The sequence below is a fragment of the Streptomyces lydicamycinicus genome (genome assembly GCF_000829715.2).
Classification (GTDB): domain Bacteria; phylum Actinomycetota; class Actinomycetes; order Streptomycetales; family Streptomycetaceae; genus Streptomyces; species Streptomyces lydicamycinicus.
In genome coordinates this window covers 282576-298804 of record NZ_BBNO01000007.1, presented here as the reverse complement: position 1 = coordinate 298804, position 16229 = coordinate 282576, and the positions used below count along the sequence as shown (strand labels likewise).

16 protein-coding genes are annotated in these 16229 nt (G+C 72.4%); 9 read left to right on the top strand and 7 right to left on the bottom strand.

The window, feature by feature from the left end:
• Positions 1–20 precede the first annotated feature (20 nt).
• Positions 21–1166, top strand: coding sequence for a non-homologous end joining protein Ku (gene ku / locus TU31_RS23765; RefSeq protein ID WP_042158089.1), 1146 nt, complete (start codon positions 21–23; stop codon positions 1164–1166).
• A gap of 47 nt (positions 1167–1213) precedes the next feature.
• A complete protein-coding gene (locus TU31_RS23760; RefSeq protein WP_042158088.1) occupies positions 1214–1591 on the top strand; it encodes an RNA-binding S4 domain-containing protein in 378 nt (125 codons plus the stop codon).
• A 52-nt stretch (positions 1592–1643) separates the two neighbouring features.
• On the opposite strand, the gene TU31_RS23755 is transcribed toward TU31_RS23760, so the two are convergent.
• Positions 1644–2072, bottom strand: a complete 429-nt coding sequence (locus TU31_RS23755; protein ID WP_042158087.1) for a YchJ family protein — start codon at positions 2070–2072, stop codon at positions 1644–1646.
• A 196-nt stretch (positions 2073–2268) separates the two neighbouring features.
• Between TU31_RS23755 and TU31_RS23750 the strand changes: the two genes are divergently transcribed.
• Positions 2269–2463 (top strand): hypothetical protein, encoded by a 195-nt coding sequence (locus TU31_RS23750; protein WP_018092434.1) that lies wholly within the window; start codon positions 2269–2271, stop codon positions 2461–2463.
• 148 nt (positions 2464–2611) lie between these two features.
• Positions 2612–4402 (top strand): membrane protein, encoded by a 1791-nt coding sequence (locus TU31_RS23745; protein WP_042158085.1) that lies wholly within the window; start codon positions 2612–2614, stop codon positions 4400–4402.
• 75 nt (positions 4403–4477) lie between these two features.
• Here the strand turns inward: TU31_RS23745 and TU31_RS23740 are convergent, their stop codons facing one another.
• Positions 4478–5983, bottom strand: a complete 1506-nt coding sequence (locus TU31_RS23740; protein WP_042158084.1) for an SCO1417 family PLP biosynthesis transcription factor — start codon at positions 5981–5983, stop codon at positions 4478–4480.
• Positions 5984–6090: 107 nt separating this feature from the next.
• On the opposite strand from TU31_RS23740, the gene yczE reads away from it, so the two are divergent.
• The 4 genes from yczE (at position 6091) to TU31_RS23720 (ending at position 9671) form a co-directional block, all read left to right on the top strand.
• Positions 6091–6765 (top strand): membrane protein YczE, encoded by a 675-nt coding sequence (gene yczE / locus TU31_RS23735; protein ID WP_042158871.1) that lies wholly within the window; start codon positions 6091–6093, stop codon positions 6763–6765.
• Complete coding sequence (locus TU31_RS23730) at positions 6762–7562, top strand: glycerophosphodiester phosphodiesterase family protein (RefSeq protein ID WP_042158083.1); 801 nt, start codon at positions 6762–6764, stop codon at positions 7560–7562. The genes yczE and TU31_RS23730 overlap by 4 nt, the downstream gene beginning before the upstream one ends.
• A 46-nt stretch (positions 7563–7608) precedes the next feature.
• Positions 7609–8988, top strand: coding sequence for an MFS transporter (locus TU31_RS23725; RefSeq protein WP_042158082.1), 1380 nt, complete (start codon positions 7609–7611; stop codon positions 8986–8988).
• 305 nt (positions 8989–9293) lie between these two features.
• Positions 9294–9671: an RNA polymerase-binding protein RbpA gene (locus tag TU31_RS23720; protein ID WP_026170122.1), complete on the top strand. Its 378-nt coding sequence runs from the start codon at positions 9294–9296 to the stop codon at positions 9669–9671.
• Positions 9672–9768: 97 nt separating this feature from the next.
• Here the strand turns inward: TU31_RS23720 and fxsA are convergent, their stop codons facing one another.
• The 5 genes from fxsA to TU31_RS23695 form a co-directional block, all read right to left on the bottom strand.
• A complete protein-coding gene (gene fxsA, locus TU31_RS23715; protein WP_042158081.1) occupies positions 9769–10368 on the bottom strand; it encodes an FxsA family membrane protein in 600 nt (199 codons plus the stop codon).
• A gap of 78 nt (positions 10369–10446) precedes the next feature.
• A complete protein-coding gene (locus TU31_RS23710; RefSeq protein ID WP_042158080.1) occupies positions 10447–11202 on the bottom strand; it encodes a polyprenol monophosphomannose synthase in 756 nt (251 codons plus the stop codon).
• Positions 11199–12875, bottom strand: coding sequence for an apolipoprotein N-acyltransferase (gene lnt, locus TU31_RS23705; RefSeq protein ID WP_042158078.1), 1677 nt, complete (start codon positions 12873–12875; stop codon positions 11199–11201). The genes TU31_RS23710 and lnt overlap by 4 nt, the downstream gene beginning before the upstream one ends.
• A gap of 527 nt (positions 12876–13402) precedes the next feature.
• Positions 13403–15067: an amidohydrolase gene (locus TU31_RS23700; protein WP_042158077.1), complete on the bottom strand. Its 1665-nt coding sequence runs from the start codon at positions 15065–15067 to the stop codon at positions 13403–13405.
• A 57-nt stretch (positions 15068–15124) separates the two neighbouring features.
• Positions 15125–15565 (bottom strand): Lrp/AsnC family transcriptional regulator, encoded by a 441-nt coding sequence (locus TU31_RS23695; RefSeq protein WP_026170119.1) that lies wholly within the window; start codon positions 15563–15565, stop codon positions 15125–15127.
• A gap of 209 nt (positions 15566–15774) precedes the next feature.
• Between TU31_RS23695 and TU31_RS23690 the strand changes: the two genes are divergently transcribed.
• Positions 15775–16200 (top strand): hypothetical protein, encoded by a 426-nt coding sequence (locus TU31_RS23690; RefSeq protein ID WP_107070735.1) that lies wholly within the window; start codon positions 15775–15777, stop codon positions 16198–16200.
• Positions 16201–16229: the final 29 nt, after the last annotated feature.

The window sequence follows — 16229 nt, the reverse complement described above, 5'->3', positions numbered from 1 at the left end:
TCCCACACAAGGGATGAAATATGCGTTCTATATGGAATGGGTCCATATCGTTCGGCCTGGTCACCATCCCCGTGAAGACCTACAGCGCCACCGACCGCACCTCGTCGGTGTCCTTCGTACGCATCCATGAGAAGGACGGCGCGCAGATCCAGTACCGGAAGATCTGTGAGCTGGACGGCGAGGAAGTCCCGAACGAGGAGGTCGGCAAGGGCTATCAGGCGCCGGGCGACGACACCGTCGTGCCGATCACCGACGACGATCTGTCCCGGCTGCCGATGCCCACCGCCAAGACGCTGTCGATCCTCTCGTTCGCCGACCCGGACGAGATCGACCCGCTCCAGATGGACAAGGCCTACTACCTGGGGCCCAACGGGGCGGCCGCCACCAAGCCGTATGCGCTGCTGCGGGAGGCGCTGGAGGACCATCGCAAGGTCGCGATCGGCAAGGTGGCGATGCGGGGACGGGAATCCCTGGCGATGCTGCGGGCGCACGACGGGGCGCTGGTGATGCATACGCTGCTGTGGCCGGATCAGATCCGGCCCGTCACCGGTGTGGCACCCGACGATGTCGAGCTCCGCGAGAACGAGCTGACGCTGGCCGAGACCCTGATGGACTCCCTGGGCGAGCTGGACCCCGCCGAACTCCACGACGACTACCGCGAGGCCGTCGAGGAACTGGTCGCCGCCAAGCTGGAGGGCGAGCCGGTCGCCCCCGCCGCGTCGAGCACGTCCGGCGCCCAGGTCATCGATCTCACAGCGGCGCTGGAGAAGAGCGTGCGGGCGGCACGGGGCGGCGGGGAGGCGGACGCGGAGGCGGAGTCGGCGTCCGTGACGCCCATACGGGGGCGGAAGACGGCGAAGAAGGGTGAGGCGGAGCGGGGCGCCGCCAAGAAGAGCGGTACGGCGGCGAAGAAGGCCCCGGGCAAGAAGACCGCCCCGGCCGCCGCCAAGAAGGCTCCGGCGAAGAAGACGGCGGCCGCCCCGAAGACGGCCGGCGGTCGGGCGAAGGGCACGTCGACGGCCAAGAAGACCGCAGCCGCCGGTACTTCCCGGAAGAGCACGGCGACGAAGACCACGTCGAAGAGCGCCGCCAAGAAAACCGCCGCCAAGAAGACGGTGGCAAAAAAGACCGCGGCCAAGAAGACGAGCAAGAGGTCGTCCGCGTAGGGCCGTCGGGCCGCCGCACCGGCGGGCGTCCGTTCTAGAGTCTTGGTATGGCTTCAGACGAGGGGACCACCCGCATCGACAGCTGGATCTGGTCCGTACGGCTCACCAAGACGCGCTCGCTGGCCACGGCCGCCTGCCGCGCGGGGCACGTACGGGTCAACGGCGAGCGGGTGAAGCCGGCCCACGGCGTACGCAACGGTGACGAGGTGCGGCTGCGGCACGCGGGCCGGGAGCGGATCGTGGTCGTCTCGCGGCTGGTGCGCAAGCGGGTGGGCGCGGCCATCGCCGCGGAGTGCTTCATCGACAACAGCCCGCCGGCCCCGCCGCGCGAGGAGATTCCGGTGGCCGGGCATCGCGACCGCGGCACCGGCCGTCCCACCAAGCGCGACCGCCGCGAGATCGACCAGCTGCGCGGCGGACGGTGACCCGGCCCGGCCGCTGCGAGCACGGGGACGGGCCCGCCCCGACGGGTGCGGGCTACGCCGACGGCAGCGCGTCGAGATAGACCCACTGGCCGCCCTCGCGGACGAAGCGGCTGTGCTCGTACTGGCTGTCGGCCTGGCCGTGCAGGCTGTAGTGGGCGCGGAATTCCACGGTGCCTTCGGCGTGGAAGGCACTGCCGCCGGTCGCGCCGAGGATGTCCAGGCCGGTCCAGCGCTGGGCCGGTTCGAGGTCGAGGCCGGCCGGGCGGGTCGTCGGGTGCCAGGTACGCAGCAGATATCCGGTGTCACCGACGGCGAAGGCGCTGTAGCGCGAGCGCATCAGACGCTCCGCGGTCGGGGCCGTGGCATGCCCCTGATGGAACGGGGCGCAGCAGTCGCGGTAGGTCTCGGCGCGTCCGCAGGGGCACGGCGAGGCGGGGGTGACGGCGGCGGGGCGGCGGGGCTTGTTCTTCTGCTTCGACACCCCACGATTGTGCCGGTTCGGCGGGGCCGCTCCGCGACACGCCGAGCACACCCGGACCCGGCACGCCCTGGCGTTGCGTCCATTTAGGGAATTTCCCTGATAAATCACCCATTTGCAGCTTTTCATGGCTTGATACGTGCTGTGAGGCTGGAAGAACTCATGGTGACCGTCCCCACCACCCAGGAGAGAACCCCCCATGATTCTGTCCATTTCCGGCGTCGTCCTGCTCGGTGTCATCGTCTTCCTCTTCTTCCGGAAAGACGGCCTGAAGTTGTCCCACGCTCTGGTCTCCGCGCTCTTCGGGTTCTACCTCGCCAGCTCCGCCATCGCGCCCAGCATCAAGGCCGGCGGCGCGAGCCTGGCGAGCCTCCTCGGGGGGATCAAGATCTAGGGGCTGTCCCGCAGTCCGCTTCCGGCGCACCGCCACGGGACCCGCCCGAACGGGCCGCACCGGCTCCCGTCCGGGCGGCTCCGTGTGCGCCCCCTGCCCGCAGCCCCGCCGATCCCCCACAACCACCGCACGAGCAACAGGAGAAGATGTGGCCCGGCGCCCTCTGCCCCGCATCCTGACCAACAGCGCACCGCTCGCCCGTATGGCACACAGCGCCTCGCTCGCCCGCAGCCGCGAACTCGCGCGCACCGCCGCCGACAGCGCCTCCGATGTGTTCCATCCGCTGATCACCATCGGCCGGGGGCTGCGCCGGCTGGGCGCGGCCGGCCGGGAACGCTGGGCCGGGACGCCCAAGGATCAGCGCGGTCCGCTGGCGTTCTTCGTGGGCGCGTGTGTGCTGGTGGTGTGGCTGGTGCCGTACGGGCCGCTGCTCGCCCTGATCGGGGTGATGGGCGCGGGGGCCTGGGCGGGGCGGGAGCGGACGCCCGTGGTGACCGGTCCCAGCGAGGCCGAGACCGAGCGGCTGCGGGCGCTGTACGAGGCGCTGGTGCCCTACCTCTCCGCCGAGGGTGACCCCAGCCCGCTGTATGCGCACGGCGGTGACTGGGAGCGGGCCTTCGCCGAGTACGCCTTCGACGACAGCGGGCGGCTGGAACGACTCCAGCTGAAGTACCCGGCGTACTTCACCGACGGTGAGGACCGGTCCCGGGTCCGCATCGAGCAGGTGCTGTACGCCAAGGCCGGCCGGGGCCGGGAGTACCGCTTCACATGGGACGAGCTGGCCAATCAGCTCACGCTGACCGTGCTCGACGCGCTGCCCACGGATATCGCCGCCCAGCGCTTCGTCACCTCGCCGGGCGAGACGGTGCTCGGCTTCACCGACCCGGACTCCGTACAGCGGACCCTGCCGGTCACCGGCGGGGAGGAGACCCGGGATGCCCCGCCGGTGGTCTGGCGGACCGGGCAGCGCTCCACCGAACCGCATCTGCTCGTCCTGGGGCAGCCGGGGACCGGCGCCACGACGCTGCTGCGCTCGATCGCCCTCCAGGCGCTCCAGCACGGCGATGTACTGGTCATCGACGGCAGCGGCACCGGTGAGTACGGCTGTCTGGTCGGGCGCCAGGGCGTGCTGGGAGTGGAGAGCGGGCTGGCGGGGGCGCTGGCGACGCTGGAGTGGGCCTCGCACGAGACCGAGCGGCGGCTGATCGCGGGGAACCGGGCGCGGCAGGCCGGCGGGGCGGCGCCGGACGAGACCCGGCGGCCGCTGTGGATCATCGCGGACCGTCCGACGGCGCTGTCCCATATCGCGGTCGCCGAGGAGCGGGACGATCCGCAGCGATGGCTCCAGGTGCCGCTGCGGCACGGCCGGGCCGCCCAGGTCACGGTGGTGGTGGCCGACCAGTTCGAGACCGCCGAGCTGCTGAGCGACCCGGTGCGGGCGCACACCAAGGCGCGGGTGGTGCTCGGCCCCGCCACGGCGGAAGAGGTCCGGGCAGTGCTGGGGGCGCCGCCGCACACCACACCGCCGGCACAGGTGCCGCCGGGCCGCGGCTACGCGCGGCTGGGGAACGCACCCGTACTGCGGCTCCAGGTGCCGGCCACACCCGATCCGCTCGATGACGCCACCGGCCAGGCACACCGGGAGGCGGTCACGGCGCTGCTGCCGGAGCACACGATGCCGGCCGACGGGGCGGGGCCCGGCGAGCCGGTGGCCGGCGGCAAGCGGGTGGACGTCGGCAAGGCGGTGGCGGCCGGCCCGGCCGCGCGCGCCGATGGAGCGGAAGCGGACGACGGATCCGCGGCGGCCAAGGCACCGCAGGCCGAGGAGTCCGGGTCCGTGGCCGAACCGGTGGGCGCGAGCGCGCGGGTGCGGACCGACAAGGGCGGCGAGCCCCGGGTGATCAAGGGGTCGGTGGAGGCCGTGCGAGCGGAGGGGTGAGTTCCGCCGCCCGGTGGGGCGGACCGGCTCCCGGCGGGTTGCCCCAGCCCTGAAGGACGGGGCCGGGGCGAGCGGTCAGGCCACGAACGTGTGCCGCAGCTCCGCCTCCACCGGCGCGCCCGTCGCCACCAGTCGCGCGGCGCCGGCCAGCCGGACCGCGGCCTCGTCGGCGACCGCCCCGCTGACCGTGAACGGCAGCCGTACGAAGCCCTCGAAGGCGCCGTCGACGCCGAAGCGCGGGCCGGAGGGCACCCGTACGCCGAGCCGCTCCCCCGCCTCCGCGATCCGGGAGCCGGAGAGTCCGCCCGTCCGCGCCCAGAGGGTGAGGCCGCCGCGGGGCACGCTGAATTCCCAGTCGGGCAGATGCCGGTGCAGCGCCTCGACGATGGCGTCGCGATTCTCGCGGGCCTGCTCGCGGCGGATGCCGATGGCCTGCTCCCAGCCGCCGGTCTCCAGGAGCGAGGCGATGGCGAGCTGTTCGAGGACCGGTGAGCCCAGGTCGGAGTAGGCGCGGGCGGCGACCAGGCTGCGGATGATGTCGGGAGCGGCGCGCACCCAGCCGATCCGCATCCCGGCCCAGAACGCCTTGCTCGCCGAGCCGACGGTGATCACCGCGCTGCCGGCCGGGTCGAACGCGCAGACCGGCCGGGGCGGTTCGGCGTCCTCGTCCAGCCGGAGCTCGGTCATGGTCTCGTCGACGACGAGCAGGGTGCCGGCCGACCGGGCGGCGTCGACGAGGCGGCGGCGCTGGTCCTCGGTGGCGAGGGTGCCGGTGGGGTTGTGGAAGTCGGCGACGACATAGGCCATACGGGGGGCCGCATCGCGCATCACCTGGCGCCAGACGGGGATGTCCCAGCCGGCCAGCTTGTCCCCGAGGGCGACCGGTACGAGCCGGGCACCGGCGTCCCGCATCAGCTGGAGGATATTGGCGTACGACGGCGAATCGACGGCCACCCGCTCGCCGGGGCCGGTACAGAGCCGGCAGATCGCGGCGACGGCGCCCATCGCGCCGGTGGTGACCATGATCTGTTCCGGCATGGTGGGGATACCGCGGGCGGTGTAGCGGTCCGCGAGGGCCTGCCGCAGGACGGGCAGCCCGGCCGGGTAGTCGCCGTGGGTGTGGGAGTAGAGCGGAAGGTCGGCCATGGCGCCCTGGACGGCGCGGGTGAGCCAGGGTTCGGGGGCCGGGAGGGCGGCGCAGCCGAGGTCGATCATGGAGCCGGCGGCTTCCGGGGGCAGTGGTTCCAGACCGCGGGTGGGCAGCGGATTGCCGGCCGGGACGGCGGTCCAACTGCCGGAGCCGCGGCGGGACTCCAGGAACCCCTCGGCGCGCAGCGCTTCGTAGGCGGCGGCGACGGTGGTGCGGCTGACGCCGAAGGCCGCGGCCAGTTCGCGCTCGGCAGGCAGGCGGGCGGCGACCGGTATCCGGCCTTCCAGTACGAGCAGGCGCACACCGTCGGCGAGGCTGCGGTAGGCGGGCAACCGGCGGCCGCCGACCGCGAGTTGGGCATCGCGCGGGTCCTGCGACCGGAGCAGCCGGGCGAGTTGGGTCGCGCCAACCGCTGAAGTCCACTGAGCCATGAAGATCAGTCCACCTTCCCCGAATTGGCTCTACTTCCCGAGCCCGGACACGCCACATGGTGTCATGCGTCGGTCCAATCCTGCCAGGAGGGGGAAAAGTCGTGTCCATGATCAGTGAGCCCGGCCCGCGGAGGGGCCTGCCGGTGCGCCGCCTGGTCCAGCTCTATACGGGACTGACGCTGTACGGCGTGAGCATGGGCCTGATGCTGCGGGCCGAGCTGGGGTTGGAGCCATGGAGCGTGCTGAACCAGGGCATATCACGTCATACGGGTCTGTCGATCGGCACGGTCACCATCGTCTCCGGCGCGCTGATCCTGCTGCTGTGGATACCGCTGCGCCAGCGCCCCGGCCTGGGCACGGTGTCCAATGTGGTGATCCTCGGCCTGGTGATGGACGCGACGCTGGCCTGGGTGCCGGAGCTGGACTCGCTCGGCGCCCGTATCCCGCTGCTGGCGGGCGCCGTCCTCCTGAACGGCGCCGCGACGGGGCTGTACATCTCCGCCGACTTCGGCCCGGGGCCGCGCGACGGGCTGATGACCGGTCTGCACCGGCGGACCGGCCGCCCGGTGCGGCTGGTGCGGACCTGCATCGAGGTGACGGTGCTGGCGGCGGGCTTTGCGCTCGGCGGGTCCGTCGGCGTCGGCACGGTCGTCTACGCGCTGGCCATCGGCCCCCTGGCGCAGTTCTTCCTCCGCCGCTTCGCGGTCCGGGCACCCGAGAAGCGGTCCCCGGTGGTGGCCCGCGGAGAGCCTTCACCTGAGCGCGCCATACTGCCGGAGTGACCTCAGCGATACGCATCCGCCACGCCTATCTCGACCACCCCGGACCGCTCCCCTTCGCCCACCGGGGCGGGGACGCGGAGGGCCTGGAGAACACCGCGGCCGCCTTCCGGCGCGCGGTCGGCCTCGGCTACCGCTATCTGGAGACCGATGTGCACGCCACATCGGACGGCCGGCTCGTCGCCTTCCATGACGCGACACTCGACCGCGTCACGGACACCCGCGGCGCGATCGGAGCGCTTCCCTGGCGGGCGGTGCGCCGGGCCCGGGTCGGCGGCCGGGAGCCGCTGCCGCTGTTCGAGGAGTTGCTGGAGGAGTTCCCCGAGGCGCGCTGGAACGTCGACCTCAAGGCCGAGGCCGCGCTGCCGCCGCTGCTGGACCTGCTCCGCCGCACCCGCGCCTGGGACCGGGTGTGCGTCGGCTCGTTCTCGGAGGCCCGGGTGGCCCGGGCCCAGCGGCTGGCCGGCCGGCGGATGGCCAGCTCGCTCGGCACCCGTGGGGTGGCCGGGCTGCGGCTGCGCTCGTACGGCCGCGGAGTGCTGCCGCTCGACCGGCTGCTGGGCGCGGCGGTGCGGCGCAGCGCGGTCTGCGTGCAGGTCCCCGAGCGGCAGTCCGGCCTCCCGGTCGTCGATCCGCTGTTCCTGCGCGCCGCGCATGCGCTGGGCATGCAGGTGCACGTCTGGACGGTCAATGACGCGGATCGGATGACCGCCCTGTTGGATCTCGGCGTGGATGGCATCATGACCGATCACATCGAGACGCTGCGGACGGTGCTGACCGAGCGTGGGTGCTGGGTCTGAGCCGCCCGTGAGCCGTCGGCCGTCCGCCGCGGTGAACGGGGGCGGGATGACGGGGACGGGCGTGCACGGCACACCGGCGGAGGCTCTGGACGAGTCGGCCGGCCGGCGCCGCGAACAGCGCGGCTGGTACTGGTACGACTGGGCCAACAGCGTCTACTCGACCACCGTCCTGACGGTGTTCCTCGGGCCGTATCTGACCTCGGTGGCGAAGGCCGCCGCGGACGCGCACGGCTTTGTGCATCCACTGGGCCTCCCGGTGCGCGCAGGCTCCTTCTATGCGTACTCGGTGTCCGCTTCGCTGCTGCTGTCCGTAGTGGCGATGCCGCTCGCCGGGGCGCTGGCCGACCGGACCGGCCGGAAGAAGCCGTTGCTGGGCTGCTGCGCCTATGCGGGCGCGGCGGCGACGGCAGGGATGTTCTTCCTGGACGGCGAGCGCTATCTGCTGGGCGGGGCGCTGCTGATCATCGCGAATGTGTCGTTCGTGGTGTCGATGATGCTCTACAACTCCTTCCTGCCGCAGATCGCCCGGCCCGACGAACGGGACGCGGTCTCCGCCCGGGGCTGGGCCTTCGGCTACGCGGCCGGGGCACTGGTCCTGGTCGCCGATCTGGCGCTCTACGGCAAGCACGACGCCCTCGGCATATCCGAAGGCACCGCGGTGCGCATCTGCCTGGCGTCGGCGGGGCTGTGGTGGGGCACCTTCGCACTGATTCCGCTGCGCCGGCTGCGCGACCGGCGAACGGCCACCACCGGGGCGCCCGGCGCGGGCCTCGGCGCCTCGCCCCGCCGGGGATGGCGGCAGCTGCGCGAGACGCTGCGCGGGATGCGCCGCCACCCCCTCACCCTGTCCTTCCTCCTGGCCTATCTCGTCTACAACGACGGGGTGCAGACGGTGATCACCCAGGCCTCCGTGTACGGCGCCGAGGAGCTGAGGCTGGACCAGACGACGCTGATCGTCGCGGTCCTGCTGGTGCAGGTGCTGGCCGCGGCGGGCGCCCTGCTGATGGGCCGCCTCGCCAGGCGGTACGGCGCGCAGCGCACGATCCTGGGCTCACTGGTGGCCTGGGCGCTGACCCTCGCGGCCGGCTACTTCCTGCCCGCGAAGGCGCCCCTGTGGTTCTTTGCCCTCGCCGTCGGCATCGGCCTGGTCCTGGGCGGCAGCCAGGCGCTGTCGCGTTCGCTCTTCTCGCATCTGGTGCCGCGCGGCAAGGAGGCGGAGTATTTCTCCGCGTACGAGATCAGCGACCGGGGTGTGAGCTGGCTGGGACCGCTGGTGTTCGGGGTGGCCTATCAGCTCACCGGGAGCTACCGGGACGCGATCGTGTCCCTGGTGGCGTTCTTCGTGGTCGGTTTCGTGCTGCTGGCGCGGGTCCCGGTGAGCCGGGCCATCGCGGCGGCCGGAAATCCGGTACCTGACCGGATTTAGCCTCCGGGCGTGTGGGGCGGTAGTGTACGCCTTTGGCTCACCAGGCGGACCGTTACTGCGCGCTCAAGCATGGAAGGCGCTGGGTGACATCTGCTGCCAGATGTGACAAACCGGGCGCCGGTGGGTACAACAAGGGGCGGCACGAAGGTAGGCAGCGGCGCACAGCGCCTCCGTCAAGGGCGGTGGTGGGCGACGGGTGGGCTCATATCCCGGATTCGGGAATCTTCACCGCCGACCGGACGTTGACCGGATGACGACGACAGCGACACCTGTCCTGTGGGCGACAAGCCCGGGAGGCACGATTCATGAGTGAGCGAGCTCTCCGCGGCACGCGACTCGTGGTGACCAGCTACGAGACCGACCGCGGCATCGACCTGGCCCCGCGCCAGGCGGTGGAGTACGCATGCCAGAACGGACATCGATTTGAGATGCCGTTCTCGGTTGAGGCCGAGATTCCGCCGGAGTGGGAGTGCAAGGTATGCGGTGCACCCTCTCTTCTGGTGGATGGCGACGGCCCCGAGGAGAAGAAGGGTAAGCCCGCGCGTACGCACTGGGACATGCTCATGGAGCGGCGCACCCGCGAGGAGCTGGAGGAGGTGCTGGCCGAAAGGCTGGCCGTCCTGCGCTCCGGCACCATGAACATCGCCGTGCATCCGCGCGACAGCAACCGCAAGTCCGCCTGACAACGGACCTGCGCCAAGCAAGCAACAAGGGCCGGGGCCACTGCATCACGCAGTGGCCCCGGCCTTTGCCGTCCGCACGGCCGGTCCGTCGGCGCGCTCAGCCGGTCAGCGGCGGGTCCTGCCGGCGCGGGGCCGGCGGCTCGTCGTCGCGGATGACCTCACCCTGGACGACCTTGCCGTCCGGCCGGTGCATCCGGGCCTGCTGGAACGCGTCACCGAACGAGCCCGGGGCATAGCCCGCCCGCCGCGACAGCAGCTTCTCGGCGCGGCGCTGCATCAGCTTCCCGGTCGGCGGGAAGAGGCAGAGCAGCCCCAGGGCGTCGGACACCAGCCCCGGCAGCATCAGCAGCAGCCCGCCCACCATGGGGAGCGTATTGCCGCTGCCCGGCTTGTCGTTGCCCGATCTGCCGTTGCCGGACGGGGAGTTACCGGCCGCTGCCGGATCGCCGGCGGTCTGAAAGCTCTCGGTGAGGTTCCGCCAGGCACGACGGCCGGCCCGCTTGATCACATAACCGCCGACGATCACTCCGGCAACCAGCAGGAGCAGCACCGTCAGACCGTTGGTGGCACCGGCGACGACGGTCAGCAGCCAGATCTCCAGCACCATCCAGGCGGCGATGCCCAAGGGGACGAACCTACGGGCGCGCGAACGCTGGGGCGGGCGGGGACTCGGCGAGGGCGTGGCTCCGAACGTCATGCCTCAAGTGTGCCTGGCCCGTCCGGCCGCCTTTCCCAAGGGTCGCCGGAAAGATCCACTCCGGTGGCGGGCCGGGCGTCAGCGACCGCGGAGCTTGTCCACCCGTGAGCCGACGCCCCAGGCCGTGACGCGCCACAGCGCCTCCACGACGATGTCCCGGCTCATCTTGCTGTCGCCGTACTCGCGCTCGACGAAGGTGATCGGGACCTCGACGACGTGATAGCCGGCCTGCACGGCGCGGCGGGCGAGGTCGACCTGGAAGCAGTAGCCCTGGGAGGCGACATCGTCCAGGCCCAGTCCCTTGAGGGCCTCCGCGCGAAAGGCCCGGAAGCCGCCGGTGACGTCGCGCAGCGGCAGATCCAGCGCCAGCCGGGAGTAGGTGCTGCCGCCGCGGGAGATCAGCTGGCGGTACTTGGGCCAGTTGACGGTACGGCCGCCGGGCACCCAGCGCGAACCGAGGACGAGATCGGCGCCCTTGAGGGCGGTGAGCAGCCGGGGCAGTTCCTCGGGCTGGTGCGAACCGTCGGCGTCCATCTCGACCAGCACGCCGTAGCCGTGGTCGATGCCCCACCGGAAGCCGGCGAGATAGGCGGCGCCGAGCCCTTCCTTGCCCTTGCGGTGCAGGACATGGACCTGGTCGTCCCCGGCGGCCAGCTCGTCGGCCAGCTTGCCGGTGCCGTCGGGGCTGTTGTCGTCCGCGACCAGGACATGTGCCTCGGGGACGGCGGACCGCACCCGCGAGACGATCGGCTTGATGTTCTCCGCCTCGTTGTACGTCGGGATGATCACCAACGTGGTGCCGAGCGGACCGTACTTCCGCTGACCGTCTGTCACTGCTGCCCCTTCTCGTCCTTCGTACGCCCACGCCGGCCGAGGACTGCCGCGGCGGCGCAGGACAGAAGGCCCACGATAGCGAGCGCCCACTCCGGAGCGGCACCGACGCGGTCGGCGAGCGTCGTTTCGTCCCGCAGCGGAATCCGCGCGGAGACCACGCCCTGGGTGAACTCGGGGATCCGGTGGGTGATCGTGCCGTCGGGGGCGACCACCGCGCTGATGCCGCTGGTGGCGGCGGTGACCACGGCGCGGCCGTGTTCGACGGCGCGCAGCTTGGACATCGCCAGCTGCTGCTCGGGCTGGCCGGTGCGGCCATAGGTGGCGTTGTTGGTCTGGATGACCAGGGCGCGGGCGCCGGCGTTGACGGTGTCGTGGACGATCTGGTCGTAGGCGACCTCGAAGCAGATGACGTCGCCGAGCCGGGCGGGGCCGACCTTGAGCAGGCCGGTGTGGTCCCCGGGGTAGAAGTTGCGCGGCACCCGCTTGAAGCGCGTGATGATCTTGCTGAGCTGCTCCCGGAACGGCACGTACTCACCGAACGGCACCGGGTGCTGCTTGGTGTAGGAGGCGCCCGGCCCCTTCTTCGGATCCCAGACGATGCCTTCGTTGAAGACATAGCCCTCCTTGGTGGGGTGATCCACCAGGGCGCCCACGAGGACGGGCACATTGATGGCCTTCACGGCCTCGTCGATCCGGTCGTACGCCTGCGGGTACTTGTACGGATCGAGGTCGGAGGAGTTCTCCGGCCAGATGACCAGGTCCGGCTTCCTGACCCGGCCGGCCTTGACGTCCGCGGCGAGCTTCTCGGTGGCGGTGGCGTGGTTGTCCGTGATCATCATGGGGCGGCCCAGGAAGTCCATACCGGGTGACTGGACGTTGCCCTGGACGACAGCGATGTCAACGGTGTCATCGGCCTTGGTGGGCACGGGCACCAGCACACCGGCCGCGGTGATCGCGGCGGCGAGCCCGAACGCCTCCACGGCCGGCACGGCCCGGCGCAGCGACCCGTTCCCGCGCAGCCCCCAGAGAGTGGCGGCGCAGGCGGCGAGCAGCGCACCGGCCAGCGCGACGCCGAAGGTCACCAGCGGAGCGCCGCCGAGCGCGGCGAGCGGGGTGAACGGCGAACCGGTGTTGGCGAACGCCAGCCGGCCCCACGGGAAGCCACCGAGCGGCAGCCGGTCGCGGGCCCACTCCTCGGCGACCCACAGACAGGCGGCCCACACCGGCCGGCCCGGCAGCCGGGAGGTGACGGCGAGCGCCGCGCCCAGCAGCGCCAGGAAGAACGCCTCGGCGATCGAGAGGCCCACCACCGCGTCCCAGCCGACGACATGCAGCCACTTCAGCAGGATCAGGAAGAACGGCAGCCCGAACGCGAAGCCCGTCCAGGCGCCCTGGCGGGCGGTCCGGCCGCGGGTCAGCAGCGACAGTGCGGCGACGGCCACCAGGGACAGCGGCCACAGGTCGTACGGCGGGAAGGCGAGTCCGAGCACGAGACCGGCGAGGACCGCGAGGCCGGTGCGCGGCGCCTCACGGCGGGCCAGCGCGGCGAGCCGCCGGGCGCGTCCGGGGCGTACGGGCACGGCGGCCGGGGAGCCCGTCCCGGCGGTTGGCACCGGGCCGTCGGGCGTGCTGCCGCTGACGGCTTCTTCGGTGGTGTCGGAGCCCGATGGCACGGTCGCGAGCCTTCCTGCAGGTCGTGGTGGTGAGCTGACCGTACATCGGGAGGCCGGGGTTACGGATGCGGGGTGCACAAAACGTGAAGGGGCATCCGGGGAGGGCGCAGGGAGGCGGTGCGGTGCGGATAGGGGCCCGGCGCCCTTCGGGCCGACCTGGGACCCGCTGGCTGCGGGTCGACCGAGAGCCGTTGTCTACTGAGCGTCCGGGCCCCACCCGGGTCGCACCCGCCGGCCGGCCGAAACCTTCCGTCGCCCCGTGCCGCGGGTCCTGGACCTGGCTCCCAGTGGCGGTGTGCCCCAGTGGCGCACCGCCCCATGGCCCAGCTGCGTTCGACGACTGCGCGGAGATCTACCGGTCGGACGTCCTGTGGTGGACTCGGCCGAACCTACCGGCCGCCGACCGCCTGCTGTCAACAGGTGCTCCGCCTGCGTCGTTTTCGCGTCGCCCCAGGTCAGCCGCGAGCGCCCGCCGGTGGGCCAAGGAGCAGCAAGCACGGTCCGTGGTGGCACCTGCCTGCGCGATGTCACTCGTTCGGCGGCCCGAAGACCGTCCGCCCGCCGACGACCGTGCGCAGGCACACCGGGAGGTCGTTGCCGGGGGTGAGATCGGGCAGGCCAGGGGTGCCGGATCGGGGGTCGGTGGACCAGCGTTCCACCCGCTCGTCGGGGGCCTGGACGAGCAGTTCGCCGGTGCGCCAGACCGCGTAGTCGGCGGGCGCGCCGGGCACCAGGACGCCCGCGTCGTCCCGGCCGATGGCGCGCCAGCCGCCGCGGGTGTGGGCGGTGAACGCGGCGCGGGCGGAGATGCCATGGGCGCGGGTGCGGTGGAAGACGGCGGCCCGCACGGTGCCCCAGGGGTCGAGCGGGGTGACCGGGCTGTCGGAGCCGAGGGCGAGCGGGACCCCGGCCTTGAGCAGCGCGGCGTACGGGTTGAGGGTGCGGGCCCGGTCGACGCCGAGCCGGGCGGCGTACATGCCCTCCGCGCCGCCCCACGCCGCGTCGAAGGCGGGCTGGACGGAGGCGGTCAGGGCCAGGTCGGCGAAGCCCGCGATGGTCTGCTCGGTGAGCATTTCGGCGTGCTCGACACGGTGCCGGGCGGCCCGGATCCGGTCGAGGCCGATGCGCTCGGCGGCGGCCCGTACACCGTCGACGACGCCGGTCAGGGCCGCGTCACCGATGGCGTGGAAGCCGGCCTGGAGTCCGGCCTCGGTGCAGGCGGCGACATGGGCGGCGACGGCCTCGGCGTCGAGGTGCCCGGCGCCGGTGTGGCCGGAGTCCGCGTACGGGGCGTGCAGATGGGCGGTGTGCGAGCCGAGCGAGCCGTCGGCGAAAAGGTCGCCCGCGGCGCCGATGGCCCCGAGCTCCCGGATCCGCTCCGCGTCCTTTGCGGACGCGATCAGCTCGGCCCAGTAGCCGACGACGCGCGGGCCGTTGCCCTCCCGGGCGAGGGCGAGCAGCGCCGTGAAGTCGTCCGCACCGGAGATGTCCGGGCCGGCGCACTCGTGGATGCTGCCGATGCCGAGCGAGGCGGCGCGGGCGAGCGCGGCGGCCTGCGCCTCGGCGCGCTGGGCGGGGGTGACGGTGGCGTACGCGGCCTGCCGCACCGCGTGGTGGGCGTCGCCGGTCAGCGGGGCGTCGGCCCGGAATCCGGCCAGCTCACGCACGCCGGGGACCAGATCGAGCAGCGCCGTCGTGACGACCGCGGAGTGCACATCCACCCGGGTGAGGTAGAGCGGCCGGCCGCCGGTGGCCGCGTCCAGTTCCGCGCGGGACGGCGGACGGCCCTCCGGCCAGGCGCTGGCGTCCCAGCCGTGGCCGAGCAGAATCCGGTCCGCGTCCCGCGCGGCCGCATACTCGCGGATACGGGCCAGCGCCTCGGTCAGCGTGCCGGCGCCGGACAGATCGAGACCGGTGAGCGCGAGCCCCGTCGCGGTGGTGTGCACATGTGCGTCCGTGAACGCCGGGGTGACGAGCGCGCCGTCGAGCCGGACGACCTCGTCCACTCCTTCGGCGAAGGAGTCGGCCGCACCCTCCTCGCCGACCCAGGCGATGCGGTCACCCTCGACGACCATGGCGGTGGCGAAGGGGTCCGCGGGGCTGTGCACCTCACCGCCGCGCAGCAGGACCGTACGGGGGCGTGCCGGGCCGGTGGGGTGCGGTCGGGCCGGATCGGGGATGTGCTCGCTCATACCGGACAGTCTGGCCCCTGTGCGCGGACGGGCCGCGCACAGGGGGGCGATCACCGGTCAGATGCGCGGCGGGCGGGCCTCGTAGGGCGTGGAGAGCACGACCGTGGTGCGGGTCGAGACGCCGGCGAGGGTCCGTATACGGGTGAGCAGATGCTCCAGCTCCAAGGGGGTGGCGACCCGTACCTTGAGGATGTAGTTCTCGTCGCCCGCGACGCTGTGGCAGGCCTCCAGCTCGGGGACCTCGGCCAGGCGGTCGGCGATGTCGTCCGGCGCGCTGGGGTCGAAGGGTTTGACCGAGATGAAGGCGGTCAGCGGCAGGCCCACCGCTTCGGGGTCCACGATGGCGGCATAGCCCCGGATGACGCCGCGCTGCTCCAGGCGGCGCACCCGCTGGTGCACCGCCGAAGTGGACAGGCCGGTGGCCTTGCCCAGGTCGGTGTAGCTCATCCGCCCGTCCTTGACGAGCAGATCCACGATTTGTCGGTCCAACTCCTCCACGCACTCAACCTACTGCGCGCGGGCGCGTGTGCGCACCGCGCGCCGGATCGTGGACACCCTTGCGCCGGGCCATGTGACCAATGCCACACACGCGATCCGGTGTCGGTGGGGTGCCGGCGATTATGCGTGCGGCATGAAGGGAATTGCTGCTGGTGGCCGGGACCGCCCGTCACAGGAAGTCAGCGGTACGACCGGCCCACCCGAGGGGGATGGACATCATGCGACGCCTTAAGCAGGACTCCGCTGCCGCGAACATCGGCGCCCAGGAGGGCGACAGTACCGGCCTCTCCGGCGACGACGGTGCGTACGACTCTTTCGACACCTATGAGATCTACCGAGTGACCTGCCCCGACTGCCTTCAGCCGATCGCGCTGCTGGCGGACGAGGACACACTGCCGGAGCACGCCCTGTGCGCCTCGCCGTGGAACCCCTTCGGGCTGACGGTGTGCCAGGGCTCCGGCCGGGCGGCGTCCGAGGCACCGGAGTCCGAGGACACCCTGGACGCCCAGGAGCAGGACGCGGCGATGCTGCTGACGCTCCCGGAGAGCCTGGACTGGCGCCGTCAGCCGTTTTCGCACATCGGCGGGCCCGGCACCCGTCCGGTGCGGGTGCCGGGGATGCGTCCGGGCGCCTGAGAGGTTTCCGAGTCTTCACGAGGGGCCGC